This is a genomic window from Streptomyces venezuelae (assembly GCF_008642335.1).
GTDB classification, from domain to species: Bacteria; Actinomycetota; Actinomycetes; order Streptomycetales; family Streptomycetaceae; genus Streptomyces; species Streptomyces venezuelae_F.
This window is the reverse complement of the sequence record NZ_CP029191.1, coordinates 2,125,596-2,144,940: the sequence shown is the minus strand read 5'-3', so window position 1 is coordinate 2,144,940 and position 19,345 is coordinate 2,125,596. Positions and strand designations below refer to the sequence as shown.

Genomic DNA, 19,345 nt, shown 5'->3' with positions numbered 1-19,345 from the left:
TCACGTGTCCTCGACAGCCCGTATATCCGCCCTTCTCTGCGCCTGCCTGTTCACACTCACGGCGTGCGGCGGGGGCGGCACGTCGGACAAGGCGGACAAGAGCGCCACCGGCTACCCGGTCACGGTCACCTCCTGCGGCAAGGACGCGGAAGTCCCGGCACCGCCGAAGCGGGCCGTCTCCCTCGACCAGGGCTCCACCGAGATCCTCCTCTCGCTCGGCCTCGCCGACCGCATGGTGGGCACCGGCACCTGGACCGACCCGGTCCTGAAGAACCTGGAGAAGGACAACGCGAAGGTCGAGCGGCTCGCCGACCGCTACCCGTCGCTGGAGAAGGTCCTCTCCAAGGAGCCGGACTTCGTCAGCGCGTCCTTCCTCTACACGGTCGGCAAGGGCGGCGTCGCCGACCGCGCGAAGTTCGACGAGCTCGACGTCCCCGTCTACGTCTCGCCCAGCGACTGCGCGGGCAAGGACAACGACGGCGGTGGCGACGGCAAGCGCGTCAAGACCCTCACCATGGACACGGTCTACGGCGAGGTGCGCGACCTGGCGAAGGTCTTCCACGTGGAGAAGCGCGGCGAAAAGCTCGTCGCAGGCCTCAAGAGCCGCGTCACGAAGGCGACCCGGGACATCGACGCCTCCGACGCCACGCTCCTGTACTGGTTCGCCAACTCCGACGCCCCGTACATGGCGGGCTGCTGCGGCGCCCCCGGCATCATCACCCGCGAACTCGGCGCGAAGAACGTCTTCGACGACACGCACGAGGAATGGCCCCAGATCAACTGGGAGACCGTCGCCGACCGCGACCCGGACGTCCTCGTCATCGGCGACCTCACCCGCAAGTCGCAGTCCGCGGAGAGCGCCGCCGCGAAGATCAAGTTCCTGGAGACCAACCCGGCGACCAAGAACCTGACCGCGGTGAAGAAGAAGCGGTACGTCCTGCTCAGTGGCCAGGCCATGAACCCCACGATCCGTACGGTCGACGGCATCGAGCAAGTGGCTGCGGGCCTGCGGAAGTTCGGGCTGGTCAAGTGACGGAGGCCGCGCCGGGCGCGAGTGCCGGTCCCGACGCGATCGGCGCCTCCCCCTCCCCCGAAGCGCGCCCGGGGCGCCTGCGGCAGGCGCTGCTGTGGCTCGCCGGGACGGCGGCACTCGTCCTCTCCGTCTCCGTGGCCGTCACGATCGGCCCCGCGGACATCTCCGTGCCCGACGTGTGGTCGACCGTCGCCGCGCACCTCGGCTGGGGCGACAGCCCGCTCACCCCGATCAGGGACGGCATCGTCTGGAACCTGCGGATGCCCCGCACCGTGCTGGCGGCCGTCTGCGGCGCGGGCCTCGCGGTCTGCGGCGCGGTCATGCAGTCCCTGCTCCGCAACCCGCTCGCCGACCCCTTCGTGCTCGGAGTGTCGTCCGGGGCGTCCACGGGAGCGGTCGCGGTCGTCGTCCTCGGGGTCGGCGGGGGAGCGGTGTCCGTCTCCGCGGGAGCCTTCGCCGGCGCGCTCTGCTCCTTCGCCCTCGTCCTGCTCCTGAGCCACACCCTCGGCGACACCACGGACCGGGTCGTGCTCTCGGGCGTCGCGGCCATGCAGCTGTTCTCCGCGCTCACATCGTTCGTCGTCCTCACGGCGGGCGACGCGGAGACGACGCGCGGCGTGCTGTTCTGGCTCCTCGGCTCGCTCAGCGGGGTCGGCTGGACGGACGTGTGGCTGTGCGGCGCGGTGCTCGTGGCCGCGCTGGTCGTCTGCCTCGGCCACGCCCGTACGCTCGACGCCTTCGCGTTCGGCCCCGAGGCCGCGGCGGCGCTGGGCGTCCGGGTGGCCCGCACCCGGCTCGTCCTGCTCTGCACGACGGCGCTCCTCACGGCGGCCCTCGTCAGCTCGGCGGGCGCGATCGGCTTCGTCGGCCTGGTCCTGCCGCACGCGGCCCGCGCGGTCGTCGGCTCCGGGCACGCCAGACTCCTGCCGGTCACGGCGCTCGCCGGCGCGGTCTTCCTGGTCTGGGTGGACACGCTGGCCCGCACGGCCCTGGACCCGCAGGAGGTCCCGGTCGGCGTGGTGACGTCACTCATCGGCGTACCGGCGTTCGTGGCCGTGCTGTACAGAACGCGGAGGACGACATGACCTCTCCGGGCACCCCCACGGGCCTGCGAGCGGACCGCGTCAGCAGGGAGGCGGGCGGCAGGCTGATCGTCGACGGGGTGAGCCTCGCCCCACCCACCGGCGCCACGGTCGGACTCCTCGGCCCCAACGGCTCCGGCAAGTCCACCCTGCTGCGCCTGCTCGCGGGCGTCCTGGCACCGGCGTCCGGGGTGGTCACCCTGGACGGCCGCACCCTGCCGGACACGGGCCGCCGCGCGGTGGCCCGCCGGATCGCCGTGGTCGAGCAGCACGCGACGACGACGGCCGAGCTGACCGTGAGGGACGTCGTACGCTTGGGCCGCATCCCGCACCGCCGCGCCTGGTCGACCCCCACGCCCCACGACGAACGTGCCGTGCGCGAGGCCCTCGAACGCACCGGACTCACCGAACGCGCCGCCCAGGCCTGGCACACGCTCTCCGGCGGCGAACGCCAGCGCGTCCAGATAGCCCGCGCCCTGGCCCAGGAGCCCCGCGAACTCCTCCTCGACGAACCGACCAACCACCTGGACATCCAGCACCAGCTGGACCTGCTGTCCCTGGTCGCCGAACTCCCCGTCACGAGCGTGATCGCCCTGCACGACCTGAACCTGGCGTCGATGTTCTGCGACCACCTGCTGATCCTCAAGGAGGGCACGGCGTACGCGTCGGGCACACCGGCGGAGGTCATCACGGAAAAACTGATCGCGGAGGTGTACGGGGTGCGGGCGGTGGTGACGCCGGACGGCGGACGTCCGTCGGTACGGTTCGTACGCCCGTAAGGAACCCCGCGTACGAACCGTACCGACAATCGAACAGAGAGGACCCCGCCGTGATCGTGATCGCGCACCTGAGCGACACCCACATAGACACCGGGCAGGCGGACGGCGGCCGCAGCATCGACCGCACCCGGGCGGTCATGGAGTACCTGAACAGCCTCCCGTACGACCTGGACGCAGTCATCGCCACCGGCGACATCGCGGACCACGCGACCCCGTCCGAGTACGAGGCGGCCCGCAAACTTCTCACCACCACCCGGCATCCGCTGCTGACCTGCCCCGGCAACCACGACGAGCGCGCCGCGTACCGCGAACACTTCCTGGGCGAGCCGCCGAGCACGGCCCCGATCAACACGGCCCCGATCAACACGGCTCATGTCACGGAGACCTTCACGCTGGCCCTGTGCGACACATCGGTACCCGGCGAGGACCACGGCCGACTGGACGACGGAACCCTGGACTGGCTGTCCACGCTCCTCGCCGAAACCCCGCCCACCCGCCCTGTCCTGATCGGCTTCCACCACCCGCCGGTCCCGCTCAACACGCCCTACGTGGACGGCATCCGCCAGTTCGACGAGGACCGGCTGGCGGACCTGACGACACGCCACCCGAACGTCACGGCGTTCCTGGCGGGCCACGCGCACACGCCAGCGGCGACAACGTTCGCCGACCGCCCCCTCCTGGTGGCCCCAGGAGTGGTGTCGACCCTCCGCCTCCCCTGGGAACCCCAGTCCCACCCCACCCACCACGTCCACCGAGACCTGCCCCCGGCGGTGGCGTTCCACGTCCTGGACGACACAGGCCGCCTGACGACGCACTACCGCACCGTTCTCTAGGGTGACGGCGGCCACGTATCAGTGGAACTCCGCGGCCCACGCCCCGCCTTCGACGTCGGGCGGGGTGAGGTCCATCTGACCGGAGGCCCCGTCATAGACCCCGGTGCCCCCGGTGACGACACCCGTGACGAGGGCGTGGTCATCGTCGGGATCGCCCGACACGGCACGGGAGGCCTGAAACCCGATCTTCCCCTTGCCCTCGATCTCGATGATCCCGGAGCAGTACGCGGTGACCGCACGCCCCCCGACGATCTCCTTGGCACAGGTCTCGAAGGCCCCACCGACTTCCGCACCGGAACGGTCCTCGACGGTGAACCGAGAGGCGATAACGGAGTGTTCGTCGTCGTCGGCGGCAGGGGAAACGGCGTGGGCGTCGCGCTCCTGAGTGAGGAAGAGAAAAGGAATCGCCACACCCGCCCCCTGGCCATGCCCATGCCCCTGCGCCACACCCGCGGGCGCCATGGCGACGTAGGTGCACGCGGTGGCTGCAAGGGCAAGCCCTCCGGCAGCCGCCCAGACTCGAACCACGGACTCCTCCAAAGCTGAGCTTTCGCATGGATTCAGGAGGAGCCAAATTAACAACAGCGGAGCCGACGCTTGCGCTCAACAACCGCATGATGGCGGCGAATTGAGAAAGCGGGATTATATGACTCCGGCGCGCCGGGCGTATTCGGCCCCGATCAGCCGCCCAGCTGCTCCATCACCTGTTCCACCAGAAGGAACCCGCCGATGAGGATCATCATGGCACCGGAGGCCCGGGTCACCACCCGCGCGGCGGACGGCCGGGCCTTCAGCACGGTCCGCGCCAGCACGCCGACACCGAGGTAGACGACGGCGCAGGCCGTCATGTGGAGCGTGCCGAGCAACCCGGTCTGCGCGGCGACGGGCCAGTCGCTCGCGGAGTCGATGAACTGCGGAAACAGCGCGAAGTACAGCAGCAGCGCCTTGGGATTGAGCCCACTGGTCCCGGCACCTTTGAGGGCGACCTGCCACGCGGAGGCCGACCCGACCGCCGCCTCACCGCCCGACGTACTCGCCGCCGCGCTTGGCGCGACGGGCGCCCTGACCACCCCCCACCCCAGCCACACCAAATATCCGGCCCCCGCAACGGTGAGCACCGTAAGAACGGTCGCCGAACTGGCCACGATCACCACGAGCCCGGCGACGGCGAGCAGCGTGTACCCCGCGTACCCGGCTATGAGCCCGGCGACCGCGGGAACGACGGACCGGTCCCGAAGCCCCGCGGTGATCGCGTACGCCCAGTCCGCGCCCGGCGTGAAGATCAGCAGCAGATCCACCGCGAGAAAGGCCGCCACTGTCGCCGTATCCATGTACTTATGTCCGTTCCCTCAAAACCTCTGGCTCTATGAGGAAGATTAGGAGCGGAGACCCCAAAAGTGTTCCCGAAAATTCCCTGAGGCGGCCCCCTCCGGGGGAGAATCTCCCCATGGATGCCATGGACAGGAAAATTCTTACCGAGCTTCAGCTGGACGGCCGCCTCACGGTGACGGAACTGGCGGCGCGCGTGAAGCTCAGCGTCTCGCCCTGCCACCGCCGTCTCCGCGACCTGGAACGCGCGGGCGCGATCCGCGGCTACCGAGCGGTGGTGGACCCCGCGGCCGTGGGCCTGGACTTCGAGGCCCTCGTCTTCGCCACGCTGCGCTGGGAGGACAGGGACACGGTCGAAACGTTCGAGGCGGCGGTGGCGGCGGTCCCGCACGTCACCCAGGCCCAACGCCTGTTCGGCGAACCGGACTACCTCCTACGTGTAGCCACAGCCGACCTCGCCACCTACCAACAACTCTACGACCAGCAACTGGCCAAACTCCCCGGCGTCCAACGCCTGACCTCGACCCTGGTCATGAAGAACGTGGTCCACGACCGCCCCCTCCCCGAACAGCCGACCCCGACGCCGACGAGGGAGGGTCGCGGCATGCGTACATGACGGAGCCCCGCCGCCCTCCGAATGGAGAGTGACGGGGCTCCGCTCAGGGGCTGAGAGGGCTTAGAGGTCGAAGTAGAGCTCGAACTCGTGCGGGTGCGGGCGGAGCTGGATCGGGGCGATCTCGTTCGTCCGCTTGTAGTCGATCCACGTCTCGATCAGGTCGGACGTGAAGACGCCGCCGGCCTGGAGGTACTCGTTGTCCGCCTCGAGGGCGTCGAGGACCGCGGGGAGGGACGTCGGGACCTGGGCGACGTTCGCGTGCTCCTCGGGGGCGAGCTCGTAGAGGTCCTTGTCGATCGGCTCCGGCGGCTCGATCTTGTTCTTGACGCCGTCGAGGCCCGCGAGGAGCAGCGCCGAGAAGGCGAGGTACGGGTTGGAGGACGGGTCCGGCGCGCGGAACTCGACCCGCTTCGCCTTCGGGTTCGAGCCCGTGATCGGGATACGCATCGCGGCGGAGCGGTTGCGCTGCGAGTAGACCATGTTGACCGGGGCCTCGAAGCCGGGCACCAGGCGGTGGTACGAGTTCACCGTCGGGTTGGTGAAGGCGAGGAGCGACGGGGCGTGCTTCAGGATGCCGCCGATGTAGTAGCGCGCGGTGTCCGAGAGGCCCGCGTAGCCCTGCTCGTCGTAGAAGAGGGGGTCGCCGCCGGACCACAGGGACTGGTGGACGTGCATGCCCGAGCCGTTGTCGCCGAAGATCGGCTTCGGCATGAAGGTCGCGGTCTTCTGGTTGCGCCAGGCGACGTTCTTCACGATGTACTTGAAGAGCATCAGGTCGTCGGCCGCGGCGAGCAGCGTGTTGAACTTGTAGTTGATCTCCGCCTGGCCGGCCGTGCCGACCTCGTGGTGCTGGCGCTCGACCTGGAGGCCGTTCTTGTCCAGCTCGAGGGAGATCTCCGCGCGCAGGTCCGCGAAGTGGTCGACCGGCGGGGCCGGGAAGTAACCACCCTTGTAGCGGACCTTGTAGCCGCGGTTGTTCTCGACCGCACCGGTGTTCCAGGCGCCCGCCTCGGAGTCGATGTGGTAGAAGCTCTCGTTCGCCGACGTCTGGAAGCGGACGTTGTCGAAGACGTAGAACTCGGCCTCCGGGCCGAAGTACGCCGTGTCGGCGATGCCGGTCGAGGCCAGGTACGCCTCGGCCTTCTTCGCGACGTTGCGCGGGTCACGGCTGTACTGCTCGCCCGTGATCGGGTCGTGGATGAAGAAGTTGATGTTGACGGTCTTGTCCCGGCGGAACGGGTCCACGCGCGCCGTCGACAGGTCGGCGCGGAGCGCCATGTCGGACTCGTGGATGGCCTGGAAGCCGCGGATCGACGAACCGTCGAAGGCGAGCTCCTCGTCCGGGTCGAACGCCGCCGCCGGGATCGTGAAGTGCTGCATCACACCGGGCAGGTCGCAGAATCGGACGTCGACGAACTTCACGTCCTCGTCAGCGATGTACTTCTTCGCGTCGTCGGCGTTCTGGAACAACATCCAACTCCTCCTACTCCCGCCCGGGGCGGGACGGGGTTGCAGCTCGTTGTGCGGCCAGTGCGGGTGGCACACGCTGGGACCCGACCATAAGGACGGGGGATTTCTCAAGCATGACCCATTTGTTTCGTCGAAGTTAACCGGGCCGGGTGTGACGTGCCCGCGTGGCGGCGTGCCTTGTGTCCCTTGCGCACCTTGTCCCACCCCGGCCGCCCCCGGCGGACGAGCCGCGCAGTACCGTGGACGGGTGGACAAGAGGCAAGCAATCGGATCGTGGCTGTCCGGCCCTCGCGCCGCCGCCGAGGACGCCGGAGTCGACTTCGGATACCGGGGCCAGCAGCTCGGCCTGCCCGAGGAGGGGCCGGGGTCGATCGCGCGCCCAGGGCGCCGGATGGGCGGCATCGCCGTGGACTGGGGCCTGTGCATGGTGATCGCATACGGTCTGTTCGCGGGCGGTGACCAGCAGGCCATGGGCAACTGGGCCCTCGGGATCTTCTTCGTCATGAGCGTGCTGACCGTCGGCACGGTCGGCTGCACCCCGGGCAAGGCCCTCTTCCGGCTGCGCGTCATCTCGGAGAGCGGCGGCCGCCTCGCCCCCGGCTGGGTCCTGGTCCGCAGCGTCCTGCTCTGCCTCGTCATCCCCGCCCTGATCTGGGACCGCGACGGCCGGGGTCTGCATGACCGCCTGTCCCGGTCCGTGCAGGTGAGGGTCTAGACACGCACGCTCCTACGTCTGGACACGCACGCTCCTACGACGATGAGGGCCCCGGAACCGATCGGTTCCGGGGCCCTCATCGTCGTAGGAGGAAGACGAAGCGGACTACTTCGCCTTCGGGCCGCCGCGCGGCATCCGCATGCCCTTCGGCATCGGCCCCTTCGGCAACGGCATGTTCGACATCAGGTCGCCCATCGCGCGCAGGCGGTCGTTCGTCGCCGTGACCTGCGGGCCCGACAGGACGCGGGGGAGCTTCAGCAGCGTCGTGCGGAGCTTCTTGAGGGAGACCGTGCCCTCCGTCGTGCCGACGATGACGTCGTGGACCGGGACGTCCGCCACGATGCGGGCCATCTTCTTCTTCTCGGAGGCCAGCAGGCTCTTCACGCGGTTCGGGTTGCCCTCGGCGACCAGGACGATGCCGGCCTTGCCGACGGTGCGGTGCACCACGTCCTGGCTGCGGTTCATCGCGACCGCGGGGGTCGTCGTCCAGCCGCGGCCGATCTTGTCGAGCACCGCGGCCGCCGCACCGGGCTGGCCCTCCATCTGACCGAAGGCGGCCCGCTCGGCCCTGCGTCCGAAGACGATCGCCATCGCGAGGAAGGCGAGCAGGAAGCCGAGGATGCCCAGGTAGATCGGGTGATCGACCCAGAAGCCGATCGCGAGGAAGACACCAAAGGTGACGATTCCCACAGCCGCGATGATGAGACCGATTTTGGAGTCGGCCCGCCGGGTCATCTTGTAGGTCAGAGCGATCTGCTTGAGTCGCCCTGGCTCCGCGGCCGCATCCGCCGCGGTGGATTCCTTCCTCGCCATGCGATGAAGTCTACGTGGCCCCGGCGGCGGCTACGACGTGCGGGTTGCCGTGCCCGCCTCTTCGAGTACCCGCAGTGCCTCGACGCGGTCCTTGGCGCGGCGCCGGTCCTCGAGCACGGACGTCCAGGCGTTGCGCCGGGCCGTGCGCTGGCCGCCGCTCATCAGCAGCGACTCGACGGCGCGCAGGGCGTCGGCGACGGACGGGATCGCGGTGGCGCGGACGGGCGTGGCGGACGTGGCGGTCGTGCGAACCTGCGTGGCGCGAACGGGCGCGGCCTGCATGATGGGGCCCTCCTGGAGAGCGGCTCGAGAGACGGGGGAGCGGCTGTGGATCAGGCTGTGTACGTACGGCTATGGGTAGGGCTGTACGTGCGGTAGTACCAACGTCACTGATTGGTGTTACCAGGGCGTGACCGGGTGGTCAAACGCCGATGAAACCTTGACGCGCGGGGCTGCGGTGGCCCCAAACGCTGACGCGGCCCATACGGTCCCCTTCACCTGCGGGGATCGTATGGGCCGCGTCATTACGGCCATTACTGAGCGGTAGGAGCTTGTGCGCCGATTCACACACGGCGTACGTGCGAGGCACGTGCCCGCGTCACACCGCCTGCGACGCCACGTACGCACCGCGCTTCTCGATCGCCATCTGGTACAGGCGTCCCGCGCGGTACGAGGAGCGGACCAGCGGGCCCGACATGACACCCGAGAAACCGATCTGCTCGGCCTCGTCCTTCAGCTCCACGAACTCGGCGGGCTTCACCCAGCGCTCGACGGGGTGGTGCCGCGGGGTGGGGCGCAGGTACTGGGTGATCGTGACGAGCTCCGTGCCCGCCTCGTGCAGCTGGCGCAGCGCCTCGCTGACCTCTTCGCGGGTCTCGCCCATGCCGAGGATCAGGTTGGACTTGGTGACCAGGCCGGCCTCACGGGCCTTCGTGATGACCTCGAGGGAGCGCTCGTACCGGAAGCCGGGGCGGATCCGCTTGAAGATGCGCGGCACCGTCTCGACGTTGTGCCCGAGGACCTCGGGCCGGGACGAGAAGACCTCGGCCAGCTGGTCGGGGTCGGCGTTGAAGTCCGGGATGAGCAGCTCGACCTTGGTGTAGCCCTCGGCGCGCTCGGCCGTCATCGCGTGGATCTGGCGGACCGTCTCCGCGTAGAGCCAGGCGCCGCCGTCCTCCAGGTCGTCGCGGGCGACGCCGGTGATCGTGGCGTAGTTCAGGTCCATGGTGACGACGGACTCGCCGACGCGGCGCGGCTCGTCGCGGTCGAGGGCCTGCGGCTTGCCGGTGTCGATCTGGCAGAAGTCACAGCGCCGGGTGCACTGGTCGCCGCCGATGAGGAACGTGGCCTCGCGGTCTTCCCAGCACTCGTAGATGTTCGGACAGCCTGCCTCCTGGCAGACCGTGTGCAGGCCCTCGGTCTTCACGAGCTTCTGCAGGGCGTTGTACTCGGGGCCCATTTTCGCCCGGGTCTTGATCCACTCGGGCTTGCGCTCGATGGGGGTCTGGGCGTTCCGGACCTCCAGGCGCAGCATCTTGCGTCCGTCGGGTGCGACTGCGGACACATCGGCTCCCTGTAGCTTCGATTCTTCGGCGCACACCAGGGTACGCCCGTGATGTCGTTGGGCTTACTTCTGGCCAACCTCTGGCCAAGGGGGTGCATTCCCCCGGGCCGGGGCGGACCTATGCGGAGGCGGGCTCCGCGGTGGGCGCCGCGGTGGGTTCCACCGCGCGCTCCACCTCGCGCGGCTTCAGTTCCGCGTTCTCCAGTACGTCGCGCAGATGCCGCTCCGCGACGGGCAGCACATCGGCGATGGTGATCTCGCGGTCCAGCTCGTACGAGAGGGACGTCACGCCCGCGTCGCGGATGCCGCACGGGATGATCCGGTCGAACCAGGTGTTGTCCGGGTTCACGTTCAGGGCGAAGCCGTGCATCGTCACGCCCTTGGCGACACGGATGCCGATCGCGGCGATCTTGCGGTCCTCACGGCGCTGGCCCGCGTTCGACGGGGCGTACTCGGGACCGTTGAACCGTGCGTCGAATTCGTCGTCCTGCAGCCGCGGGTCGAAGTCGAGGGAGAGGCCGCCGAGCGCGGGGCGCTGCTCCACCGGGTCGCCGAGGACCCAGACGCCGCTGCGGCCCTCGACGCGCGTGGTCTCCAGGCCGAACTCCGCGCAGGTGCGGATGAGGGCCTCTTCCAGGCGGCGCACGTGCGCCACGACGTCCACCGGCCGCGGCAGCTTCTGGATCGGGTAGCCCACGAGCTGGCCCGGGCCGTGCCAGGTGATCTTTCCGCCGCGGTCCACGTCGATGACGGGGGTGCCGTCGAGCGGGCGCTCGCTGTCCGCGGTGCGGCGGCCCGCGGTGTAGACCGGCGGGTGCTCCAGGAGGAGACAGGTGTCGGGGACCTCGTCGGCGAAGCGGGCGGCGTGCACGCGGCGCTGCTCGTCCCACGCCTCCTGGTACTCCACGGCGTCCGGGCCGAAGCCCAGCCGGACGAACCGAAACTCACTCACGGCAGGTGCCTCCCTGAACGTTCACCGTGCACATATCGCGCCCCTGCCACTGTACGGGCCCCCTCGGGCGGCAACCTCGGCGCGGGTTCCTCACACGATCGGATGAAAGGCTCCGCAAGGTGCGTACACGGGCTGCCACGGCCGCTACATTCACGCCGTTCACGAGGCCATAAGGGCTGCTCAAGGCAGGCCCGAAAGGCAGGAGACCGCACAGCCGATGACGGAACGACCCCCGCAGCGCACCCCGAACCGCCAGCTAGCCGCGCTCATCTCGGAAGCCGGGTTCTCCAATGCGGGCCTCGCCCGCCGGGTCGACCAGCTGGGCCTCGAGCACGGCCTGGACCTGCGTTACGACAAGACGTCCGTGACCCGCTGGCTCCGCGGCCAGCAGCCCAGAGGCACGACACCCGCGCTGATCGCCGAGGTCTTCACCAGAAGGCTCGGGCGGCGCCTCTCCGCCCAGGATCTCGGGCTCGACGCGTGCGCTCCGGTGTACGCCGGGCTTGAGTTCGCGGCCACCCCCGAGGAGGCCGTCGACATCGTCGGCGGACTGTGGCGCAAGGACTCGGTGAGCCACGCGGAGCTCCGGAAGATCGCGTTCACCCCGGCCGGACTCGTGGTGCCGAGCCGCGACTGGCTCATCGGCCGCGCCGACGAACGCGTCGGCCGCGGGGACGTCGACCCGCACCCGGCCCGCGTCCCCGCCCAGGGCCGCCCCGCCGTGCCCCGGCAGCGGCAGGGCCCCGAACGCGGCCCCGGCCTGCGGGTCAGCAACGGGGACATCGCGGCGCTGCGCTCCGTGGGCGAGCTGTTCCGCGCCCTCGACCACGCGTACGGCGGCGGGCACGCCCGCCAGGCCCTCGTCCGCTATCTGGAGCACGAGGCGGAGCCGATGCTCCGCGGTGTCTACGGCGAGCAGGCCGGGCGCAGACTCTTCGCGGCGGCCGCCGATCTGACCCGCCTCGCCGGTTGGACGTCGTACGACATCGCGGCCCATGGCCTCGCCCAGCGGTACTACGTCCAGGCGCTGCGCCTCGCCCAGGCGGCGGGCGACCGGGCGTACGGCTCGTACATCCTGGTCACGATGAGCCGCCAGGCCGTCTACCTCGGCCACGGACGCGAGGCCGTGCAGCTCGCGCGGGTCGCCCAGCAGGGCGTCGGCTCCGCGGCGCCGCACGTCGTGCAGTCGCTGCTGTACGCCGCGGAGGCGCGGGGCCACGGTGTGCTCGGCGAGGTGCGGGCCTGCACGGCGGCGCTCGTACGGGCCGAGCGGTCCCTGGAGGCGGCGCGGCCCGGCGACGACGTGCCGCACTGGGCGCGATTCTTCGACGAGGCCCAGCTGGCGGACGAGTTCGGGCACAGCTACCGCGACCTGCAGCAGTACCGCGCCGCGGCCCAGCACGCCGAGCGCTCGCTCCAGCTGCGCGCCCCCGCCTTCGCGCGCAGCAGGCTGTTCTGCCGGGTGGTGCTCGCCACCGCGCGGCTCGGCCTCGGCGAGCTGGAGACGGCGTGCCAGCTGGGCTCGGAGGCCGCGCAGGCGGCGGGTGAGATGCGGTCCGCGCGGGCGTACGAATACGTGCGCGAGTTCGAGCGGCGCCTGGAGCCCTACCGGGACGCGGCGCCCGTGCGCGGGTACCGCGACAGGGTCGCGGCGCTCGGCTGAAGTCCCTCCGGAGCCCCCGCACGCGGGGGCTCCGGGGGGAGCGGGGGTCAGGCCGCGGTGGGCAGTGTCTCCTGGGCGTACGACGGCGTGATGCCGAAGTCCGTGAGGACGGCGTGGGCCGCGCGCCGCCCCGAGTGCAGGGCGCCCTGCACCGTGCTGGTGTCGCGGTGGTCACCGCAGACGTAGAGCCCGGAGAGCAGTCGCACGGGCCGCCGGATGTCGTGCGGCGGCGGCATCGCGGGCACGGCCTCCCGGGTGTGGTGGACGGCGAGGCGTTCCCAGCGGTCGGTCGGTGTGCCGTACAGCGCGGCGAGGTGCGCGCGGACGGCGGACTCCTCCGGGGGCGGGCCGAGGACCGTCGAGGAGACCAGGACGCGGTCGGCGGGCGCGCGCGACGGGTCGACCTGGCTGATGACCGCGGTGTGCGCGACCGGGCCCGCGCGGTCCGCGTCCAGGAGCAGCGCGGGCCCGTCAAGCGGTGGTTCGGGTGCGGTGTGGTGGACGACCGTCACCTCGTGGAACGGCGGTACGCGCAGGCCGGGCAGGAGTTCGGCGGCGGCGCGCGCGTCGGTGGCGAGGAGGACGGCGCGGCAGGTGAACGTGCCGTGCTCGGCGGTGCCGACGGAGCTGGTGGAGACCGAGGTGACGCGGACGCCGGTGCGGACCACGCCGGGCGGCAGGGCGGCCGCGAGGTGTTCGGGCAGGGCCTCGGCGCCACCCTCGGGCAGGCAGAGGCGGCCGCGCGCGAAGGCGTGCAGGGCGAGGTCCGCGCACCGGCTCGACGTGGTCAGGCCGGGGTCGCAGAGCAGCGCGGAGAGCAGCGGGCGCAGGAAGCCCTCGATGGTGCGGGCGGGCAGTCCGCGGGCGGAGAGCGCGTCGGCCGCGGGGAGTTCGGGGCGGCCGAGGAGGCGATCGACGGGGGTCGCGGCGATCCGGGCGAGGGCCGAGCCGAGCCGTGCCTGGTCGAGCGGGGTGCCGAGCGGGGCGGAGCGCGGGGGCGTGCCGGAGGCGGTGCGCGCGGGAGCCCGCGCGGCCAGCGGCGCGAGGGGGGCGCTCGCCAGGGCGCGCGCTGTGGTGAGTGCGCCCCTCGCGCTCCGTGCGGGCAGGCGCTCGGCCGCCCGGTGGTGGCGTCCTTCGCTGTGCACGAGGATGCCGGGCGCGAAGGGCCGCAGCACGAGCGAGCCGAGCCCGGGGGTCCGGCGCAGTTCCGGATACGAGGTGGTGAGGAGTTGGCCGATTCTGTCGAGCCGGAACCCGTCGATCTTCTCGGTCGACATCCGGCCGCCGACGCACGGGGCGGCCTCCAGGACGACGGCCGACACACCGGCGCTGGTCAGCCGGTGCGCTGCCGAGAGGCCCGCGGCCCCGGCTCCCACGATGACGACATCCGCATGGTGCGCATGCTCTGGCACGTGCCCCTCCCGAGGTCGCGCGGCTGATGGGGTGCTGATGCCCCCAACAGGGCTCCGGAATACCCGCGTCGGTCACGAGGGTAGGAGCGGTTCCGGTCGGCGGCAGTCGCGCATGCACCGGGCACGGTCGCACGAAGGTCGCACGCCCCCCGGTCCGTCACCTCACCGCAGCGCCGCCCTGATCGCCTCGTCGATGCCGGGGTACGTGAACGTGAAGCCCGAGTCCAGGAGGCGGGTCGGCAGCACCCGCTGGCTGCCGAGGACGTCCCCCGCCATCTCGCCGAGCACCAGACGCAGCGCCGGTGCGGGCGCGGGCAGGAGCGCGGGCCGGCGCAGCACGCGCCCCATGGCGGCCGTGATCTCGCGGTTGGTGCGCGGGTCGGGTGCCGTCAGGTTGAAGGGCCCGGACAGGGTCTCCGTGTCGATGAGGTGGCGGAGCGCGGCCACCTCGTCGTGCAGCGAGATGTAGCTCCAGTACTGCCTGCCGTTGCCCAGGCGGCCGCCGAGCCCCGCCTTGAAGAGCGGGAACATCCGGCCCCAGGCGCCGCCCTCGCGGCCGATCACCAGGCCGTTGCGGGCGAGGACCGTGCGGACGCCCGCGTCCCGCGCGGCGGCCACCGAGTCCTCCCACTCCACGCACAGCTCGGGCAGGAATCCGTGCCCGGCGGGTGCGCTCTCGTCGACCGCGCGCGGGCCCGTGTCGCCGTAGTAGCCGATCGCGCTGGAGTTCACGAACACCCGCGGCGGCTCGTCGAGCGACGCCACGGCGGCCGCGAGCGCCCGGGTGCCCAGCACCCTGCTGTCCCGCAGCTCCCGCTTGTAGGCGTCCGTCCAGCGGTGGTCACCGATGCCCGCGCCGGCCAGGTTGACCACGGCGGTGCAGCCCGCGAGCCCTGCCGTGTCGACGTACCCCTCCTTGGGGTCCCAGCGCATCTCGTCCTTGCCCCGTGGCGCCCTGCGCACCAGGCGCACCACCTCGTGCCCGTCGGCGGCGAGGGAGCGGGTGAGCGCCGTACCGATGAGCCCGGAGGCGCCGGCCACGGCGACGCGCGACTGTGTGGTGTCCATGGATCCCATCCTGCCCCGTGGAACGAGGAACCCGCCTGCCCCGCGCGGACCGGCGAGGCGCACGGCCCGGCCGCCGTACAGTGGCGCCATGCCGGACATGCACATACGCACCGCACGGCCCGAGGACGACGACGCGCTCGCCCGTCTCGACCGCGCCACCTGGTCCACGCTCCACGCGGTCCAGCCCCGCCCCCAGCGGCCCTACGACCCCTTCTTCAACGACCGCTTCGGCCCCCGCGACCACCTCGTCGCCCAGGTGGACGGCCGCATCGTCGGCTATGTGAAGCTCGGCTATCCGACCCCCCTGCTCGCCAACGCGCACGTGCGCCAGATCCAGGGCTTCGCCGTCGCCGAGGAGGCGCGCGGCCAGGGCGTCGGCAGACGGCTGATCCGGGCGGCCATGGACGAGGCCCGCCGCCAGGGCGCGGTCCGCATCACCCTGCGCGTGCTCGGGCACAACACTCCGGCCCGCAAGCTCTACGAAGCGGAGGGCTTCGTCATCGAGGGCGTGCTGCCCGGCGAGTTCCTGCTGGACGGCGCGTACGTGGACGACGTCCTCATGGGACGCCCCCTCTGAACCGCCACGGGTACGCACGGCCCACAGGGGGTACGGCACCCGACGGACCGGCCCGGCGTGCGGGGGCGCCGTACGCGTAGGAGCGTGAAGGAATGATCAGGGCTGAGGCCAGACGGCGCGAGGCGGAACAGCGTGACTGGCTGTTGCGCGGTACACCGCCACCACCCTGGGTGCGCTGGCCCCCGCCACTGCTCCTGCTGGTGATCACCGTCGTCCAGCTGGCCACCCCGCGGACGCTGGACCTCAGCTTCCTCGTCGCGGCCGTCCCACCGCTCGCCGCCCTGTCGTACGGGCCCGCCCTGACCGCCCTCGTCGGCGCCGGCGTCCTCGCGCTGCTCTCCCTGCCGGTCTTCGAGCTCGGCCACCCGGGCAACAGCGACCAGCTGACGATCAGCTTCATCGCGCTGCTCAGCGTGCTCTTCGCCTGGGTGCGCAGCCGCCGCGATGCGCAGCTCGTCACCGTCCGCACGGTCGCGGAGGCGGCCCAGCTCGCGGTCCTGCCGCCGCTGCAGGAGCGCGTCGGCAGGGTGCGGTGCGCGGGCCTGTACGAGGCGGCGCAGCACGAGACGCTGGTCGGCGGCGACTTCTTCGACGTACGCAGAGGTCCCGGCGCGGTGCGCGCCCTCATCGGCGACGTGCAGGGCCACGGGCTCGCGGCGGTCGGCACGGTCGCCGCGCTGCTCGGGGCGTTCCGCGAGGCGGTCCTCGACCAGGCGGACCTGGAAGGGGTCGCCGCCCAGCTGGACCGCAGGCTCGTCGTCGACTCGGCGGGCCAGGAGCACACGGAGCTGTTCGCCACGGCGGTGCTCCTGGAGTTCCCCGACGACGCCTCCGTCGTCCGCGTCGTCTCCTGCGGCCACCCGCAGCCCCTGCTGCTCCGCGGCACCGAGGTCACCGAGGTGGACGTGCCGTCCGGGGCTCCCCTCGGCCTCGGCATCGCCGGGCTCGCCCCGCCCGAGGGCATCACGGTCCCGCTGCTCGACGGCGACCTGCTGTTCGGCCTGACCGACGGGGTGTGCGAGGCGCGGGACGCGTCCGGCACGTTCTACCCGCTGGTCGAACGCCTCACCGGGATGCTGAAGGCGGACGCGTCGCCGGAGGATCCGGAGGGACTCGCGGAGCGCGTGTGGGCGGACGTGCTCGACTACGCGGGGCGGGTGCGGGACGACGTGACGCTGATGGTGTTCGCGCCGGGGCCGATCGCGAAACAGGAGCCGGGGCCGGACCGCTCGTAGCGGAGCCTTGTCGCCTCAGCCCGTCTCGCCCGTGGGCCCGCCCATGAGCCCCCGCAGGCACCGCGCCGCGAGCTCCGCCGGGGAGTCCGGGCCCGTGACGTCCGCGTCCGTCTCCGCCCAGGTCTCCAGGGCGAGCCGGATCGCGTCCGTCGCCGCCGCGGCGGCCAGGCGGACGTCGAGGGGCCGCGCGCCCGCGCCCAGGAGCTCCGCGACGACCGGGCGCAGCTTGTCCTCGGACTCCTGGTTCACGCGGTACCAGACCGCCCGCAGCGCGGGGTCACCCGCGGCCGCGCGCAGCAGCCCGCGCACCTGCCGCAGCCCGTCAGCCGCCGCCTCGTCCGGGACGGCGAGCGCCGCCGCGATCGCGCTCCGCAGGGCGTCGGGGAGCGGCGCGCCGGGCGCGGCCGCGGCGAGGAGCGCGCGCCAGCGGTCGCCGCCGACCGCGAGCAGCGGGCCCACCGCGTCCTGCTTGGTGCGGAAGTAGCGGTAGAAGGTGCGCAGCGCGACCCCGGCACGGCCCGCGATGGCCTCGGCCGTGGTGCCGTCGGTCCCGTGCGCCGTGAAGAGCTCGGCGGCGGCGCGGGCGATCTCCAGCTGGGTCGCCAGCTTGCGGCGTTCCGTGAGGGAGAGGGGCGGGGTGCTGGGAGTGGTCACTCCAGGAAGCCTACGCCGAGTACGCCAGGGGGGCGTGACGGGACAAGGTGGCACAACGTGCCAGCTAGGCGTACCGTGAAACGCAGAGCGCGCGCGACCCACCGCGCACCACCCTTGAGAGACCCGGAGACCGCCATGAGCGCCACCCAGACCCTGAACCGTTACGAAGGCCGCCGCGCCCTGGTCACCGGCGGCGGCTCGGGCATCGGACAGGCGACCGTGCTGCGCCTGCTCGCCGAGGGCGGCCGCGTCGTCGCCGCCGACGTCAGCGAGGACGGGCTGCGGGACACCGCGGTCAAGGCGGGCGCCGACGCGGAGCGTCTCACCACCGTCGTCGTGAACATCGCGGACGAGGCCTCGGTCCATGCGGGCGTCGCCGCGGCCACCGACGCGCTCGGCGGCCTGGACGTGCTCGTCAACGCCGCGGGCATCCTGCGCTCCTCGCACACCCACGAGACCACCCTCGACGCCTTCAACCAGGTGATGGCCGTCAACCTGACCGGCACCTTCCTGATGATCCGCGAGGCGATCCCGGCGCTCCTGGACGGCGACAACCCCGCCGTCGTCAACTTCAGCTCGACGTCCGCGATGTTCGCCCACCCGTACATGGCGGCGTACGCGGCGAGCAAGGGCGGCATCCAGTCCATGACGCACGCCCTCGCCGCCGAGTACGGCAAGCAGGGCATCCGGTTCACCGCCGTGCAGCCCGGCTCCATCTCCTCCGGGATGACCGACGGTTCGGGCGCCAGCAGGCAGAGCGTCGGCCCCGGCCTGCCCGCGGACGCCGACATGAGCCTGTTCGTGAAGCTCGCGCCCGCCCTCGGTCAGGGCTTCGCGGGCCCCGAGACCGTCGCCTCCGTCGTCGCCATGCTGGCCTCGGACGACGGCCGCTTCATCACCGGCACCGAGGTCCGAGTCGACGGCGGCACCCACTTCTGAGCCACCGGGCGTCAGCGCACCGGCAGCAGCCTGTTGATGGTCGGCGCGATGTCCTCGAGGTCGAGCACATAGTCCGCGAAGCCCGTGTCGACCGCGGCCTTGGGCATGCCGTGGAACTCGGCGGACGCCGGGTCCTGCACGATGACCGTGCCGCCCCGCGCCTTCACCTCGGCCACGCCCAGGGCGCCGTCGCTGTCGGTCCCGGTGAGCACGCAGGCGATGATCCGCGGCCCGAAGGCCCGTACCGCGGACTCGAAGAGCGGGTCGGCCGCCGGACGCGCGAAGTTCACCGGGCCCGCCTGGCTCAGCGAGAGCTCCTTCGGGTTCTTCACGCACAGATGGTGGTCGGGCGGCGCGATGTACACCGTCCCCGCCCGCAGGCTCTCCCCGTCCTCCGCCAGCTTCACGTCGAGCGAGGTCGCGCGGGACAGGATCGCGGCGATGGAGCTCTCGCGCGACCGCCTGAGGTGCTGGGCCGCGAGGACCGGCACCGGAAGCGAGGCCTCCAGGCCGCCCAGGAGGGTCGTGAGGGCACCGATGCCCCCGGCCGAAGCGGCGACGAGTACGGCTTCGGCCCGCTCGGGGTGCTGACTCCGTGGGCTTGCGGACAC

Annotated in this window: 21 protein-coding genes; 10 read left to right on the top strand and 11 right to left on the bottom strand. The window is 71.8% G+C overall.

What is annotated here, in order from left to right:
• Positions 1-4: 4 nt before the first annotated feature.
• From DEJ49_RS09635 to DEJ49_RS09620, 4 genes are read left to right on the top strand one after another with little or no spacing between them, the layout of a single operon-like run.
• Positions 5-1,033 (top strand): ABC transporter substrate-binding protein, encoded by a 1,029-nt coding sequence (locus tag DEJ49_RS09635; protein WP_150183747.1) that lies wholly within the window; start codon positions 5-7, stop codon positions 1,031-1,033.
• A complete protein-coding gene (locus DEJ49_RS09630; protein ID WP_411757147.1) occupies positions 1,030-2,118 on the top strand; it encodes a FecCD family ABC transporter permease in 1,089 nt (362 codons plus the stop codon). Before DEJ49_RS09635 ends, DEJ49_RS09630 begins: the two co-directional genes overlap by 4 nt.
• Complete coding sequence (locus DEJ49_RS09625) at positions 2,115-2,894, top strand: ABC transporter ATP-binding protein (protein ID WP_150183746.1); 780 nt, start codon at positions 2,115-2,117, stop codon at positions 2,892-2,894. The genes DEJ49_RS09630 and DEJ49_RS09625 overlap by 4 nt, the downstream gene beginning before the upstream one ends.
• A gap of 50 nt (positions 2,895-2,944) precedes the next feature.
• Positions 2,945-3,727, top strand: coding sequence for a metallophosphoesterase (locus tag DEJ49_RS09620; RefSeq protein ID WP_150183745.1), 783 nt, complete (start codon positions 2,945-2,947; stop codon positions 3,725-3,727).
• 18 nt (positions 3,728-3,745) lie between these two features.
• On the opposite strand, the gene DEJ49_RS09615 is transcribed toward DEJ49_RS09620, so the two are convergent.
• Positions 3,746-4,189 (bottom strand): hypothetical protein, encoded by a 444-nt coding sequence (locus tag DEJ49_RS09615; RefSeq protein WP_150183744.1) that lies wholly within the window; start codon positions 4,187-4,189, stop codon positions 3,746-3,748.
• A gap of 218 nt (positions 4,190-4,407) precedes the next feature.
• The gene (locus tag DEJ49_RS09610) at positions 4,408-5,058 is read right to left on the bottom strand and encodes a LysE family translocator (RefSeq protein WP_150183743.1); all 651 of its coding nucleotides are present in this window, start codon (positions 5,056-5,058) and stop codon (positions 4,408-4,410) included.
• Positions 5,059-5,174: 116 nt separating this feature from the next.
• Between DEJ49_RS09610 and DEJ49_RS09605 the strand changes: the two genes are divergently transcribed.
• On the top strand, positions 5,175-5,672 hold the full coding sequence (locus DEJ49_RS09605; protein ID WP_150183742.1) for an Lrp/AsnC family transcriptional regulator: 498 nt from the start codon (positions 5,175-5,177) through the stop codon (positions 5,670-5,672).
• Between the two features lie 60 nt (positions 5,673-5,732).
• Here the strand turns inward: DEJ49_RS09605 and glnA are convergent, their stop codons facing one another.
• Entirely contained in the window at positions 5,733-7,142 is a 1,410-nt protein-coding gene (gene glnA / locus DEJ49_RS09600) for a type I glutamate--ammonia ligase (RefSeq protein ID WP_150188126.1), read from the bottom strand.
• A 247-nt stretch (positions 7,143-7,389) separates the two neighbouring features.
• Between glnA and DEJ49_RS09595 the strand changes: the two genes are divergently transcribed.
• Positions 7,390-7,857 carry an RDD family protein gene (locus DEJ49_RS09595; protein WP_150183741.1) on the top strand — a complete coding sequence of 156 codons (468 nt, stop codon included), beginning with the start codon at positions 7,390-7,392 and terminating at the stop codon, positions 7,855-7,857.
• Positions 7,858-7,962: 105 nt separating this feature from the next.
• Here the strand turns inward: DEJ49_RS09595 and DEJ49_RS09590 are convergent, their stop codons facing one another.
• The 4 genes from DEJ49_RS09590 to lipB form a co-directional block, all read right to left on the bottom strand.
• Positions 7,963-8,670, bottom strand: a complete 708-nt coding sequence (locus tag DEJ49_RS09590) for a DUF4191 domain-containing protein (RefSeq protein WP_150183740.1) — start codon at positions 8,668-8,670, stop codon at positions 7,963-7,965.
• Positions 8,671-8,700: 30 nt separating this feature from the next.
• Positions 8,701-8,952, bottom strand: a complete 252-nt coding sequence (locus tag DEJ49_RS09585) for a hypothetical protein (protein ID WP_150183739.1) — start codon at positions 8,950-8,952, stop codon at positions 8,701-8,703.
• Between the two features lie 316 nt (positions 8,953-9,268).
• Positions 9,269-10,234: a lipoyl synthase gene (locus DEJ49_RS09580; protein ID WP_150183738.1), complete on the bottom strand. Its 966-nt coding sequence runs from the start codon at positions 10,232-10,234 to the stop codon at positions 9,269-9,271.
• 118 nt (positions 10,235-10,352) lie between these two features.
• Positions 10,353-11,186 (bottom strand): lipoyl(octanoyl) transferase LipB, encoded by an 834-nt coding sequence (gene lipB / locus DEJ49_RS09575; RefSeq protein WP_150183737.1) that lies wholly within the window; start codon positions 11,184-11,186, stop codon positions 10,353-10,355.
• Positions 11,187-11,403: 217 nt separating this feature from the next.
• Between lipB and DEJ49_RS09570 the strand changes: the two genes are divergently transcribed.
• Positions 11,404-12,849 carry a regulator gene (locus DEJ49_RS09570; RefSeq protein ID WP_150183736.1) on the top strand — a complete coding sequence of 482 codons (1,446 nt, stop codon included), beginning with the start codon at positions 11,404-11,406 and terminating at the stop codon, positions 12,847-12,849.
• Between the two features lie 47 nt (positions 12,850-12,896).
• Here the strand turns inward: DEJ49_RS09570 and DEJ49_RS09565 are convergent, their stop codons facing one another.
• The gene (locus DEJ49_RS09565; RefSeq protein ID WP_150183735.1) at positions 12,897-14,261 is read right to left on the bottom strand and encodes an NAD(P)/FAD-dependent oxidoreductase; all 1,365 of its coding nucleotides are present in this window, start codon (positions 14,259-14,261) and stop codon (positions 12,897-12,899) included.
• 162 nt (positions 14,262-14,423) lie between these two features.
• Positions 14,424-15,329 (bottom strand): TIGR01777 family oxidoreductase, encoded by a 906-nt coding sequence (locus tag DEJ49_RS09560; protein ID WP_150183734.1) that lies wholly within the window; start codon positions 15,327-15,329, stop codon positions 14,424-14,426.
• An 88-nt stretch (positions 15,330-15,417) separates the two neighbouring features.
• Here DEJ49_RS09560 and DEJ49_RS09555 point away from each other — a divergent pair, with 88 nt between their 5' ends.
• Both DEJ49_RS09555 and DEJ49_RS09550 read left to right on the top strand, forming a co-directional pair.
• Positions 15,418-15,906 carry a GNAT family N-acetyltransferase gene (locus tag DEJ49_RS09555; RefSeq protein WP_150183733.1) on the top strand — a complete coding sequence of 163 codons (489 nt, stop codon included), beginning with the start codon at positions 15,418-15,420 and terminating at the stop codon, positions 15,904-15,906.
• Between the two features lie 92 nt (positions 15,907-15,998).
• Entirely contained in the window at positions 15,999-17,141 is a 1,143-nt protein-coding gene (locus tag DEJ49_RS09550) for a PP2C family protein-serine/threonine phosphatase (RefSeq protein ID WP_150183732.1), read from the top strand.
• 15 nt (positions 17,142-17,156) lie between these two features.
• Here the strand turns inward: DEJ49_RS09550 and DEJ49_RS09545 are convergent, their stop codons facing one another.
• Positions 17,157-17,795, bottom strand: a complete 639-nt coding sequence (locus DEJ49_RS09545; protein ID WP_150183731.1) for a TetR/AcrR family transcriptional regulator — start codon at positions 17,793-17,795, stop codon at positions 17,157-17,159.
• Between the two features lie 135 nt (positions 17,796-17,930).
• Between DEJ49_RS09545 and DEJ49_RS09540 the strand changes: the two genes are divergently transcribed.
• Positions 17,931-18,734 carry an SDR family NAD(P)-dependent oxidoreductase gene (locus tag DEJ49_RS09540; protein WP_150183730.1) on the top strand — a complete coding sequence of 268 codons (804 nt, stop codon included), beginning with the start codon at positions 17,931-17,933 and terminating at the stop codon, positions 18,732-18,734.
• Positions 18,735-18,745: 11 nt separating this feature from the next.
• On the opposite strand, the gene DEJ49_RS09535 is transcribed toward DEJ49_RS09540, so the two are convergent.
• Positions 18,746-19,345, bottom strand: coding sequence for a chemotaxis protein CheB (locus DEJ49_RS09535; RefSeq protein WP_150183729.1), 600 nt, complete (start codon positions 19,343-19,345; stop codon positions 18,746-18,748).

Coding starts and splice junctions, on each gene's coding strand:
- DEJ49_RS09625 (WP_150183746.1), top strand. CDS start 2,115: ATGACCTCTCCGGGCACCCCCACGGGCCTGCGAGCGGACCGCGTCAGC.
- DEJ49_RS09615 (WP_150183744.1), bottom strand. CDS start 4,189: ATGGCGCCCGCGGGTGTGGCGCAGGGGCATGGGCATGGCCAGGGGGCG.
- DEJ49_RS09610 (WP_150183743.1), bottom strand. CDS start 5,058: ATGGATACGGCGACAGTGGCGGCCTTTCTCGCGGTGGATCTGCTGCTG.
- DEJ49_RS09605 (WP_150183742.1), top strand. CDS start 5,175: ATGGATGCCATGGACAGGAAAATTCTTACCGAGCTTCAGCTGGACGGC.
- DEJ49_RS09590 (WP_150183740.1), bottom strand. CDS start 8,670: ATGGCGAGGAAGGAATCCACCGCGGCGGATGCGGCCGCGGAGCCAGGG.
- DEJ49_RS09585 (WP_150183739.1), bottom strand. CDS start 8,952: ATGCAGGCCGCGCCCGTTCGCGCCACGCAGGTTCGCACGACCGCCACG.
- DEJ49_RS09570 (WP_150183736.1), top strand. CDS start 11,404: ATGACGGAACGACCCCCGCAGCGCACCCCGAACCGCCAGCTAGCCGCG.
- DEJ49_RS09560 (WP_150183734.1), bottom strand. CDS start 15,329: ATGGACACCACACAGTCGCGCGTCGCCGTGGCCGGCGCCTCCGGGCTC.
- DEJ49_RS09555 (WP_150183733.1), top strand. CDS start 15,418: ATGCCGGACATGCACATACGCACCGCACGGCCCGAGGACGACGACGCG.
- DEJ49_RS09550 (WP_150183732.1), top strand. CDS start 15,999: ATGATCAGGGCTGAGGCCAGACGGCGCGAGGCGGAACAGCGTGACTGG.
- DEJ49_RS09540 (WP_150183730.1), top strand. CDS start 17,931: ATGAGCGCCACCCAGACCCTGAACCGTTACGAAGGCCGCCGCGCCCTG.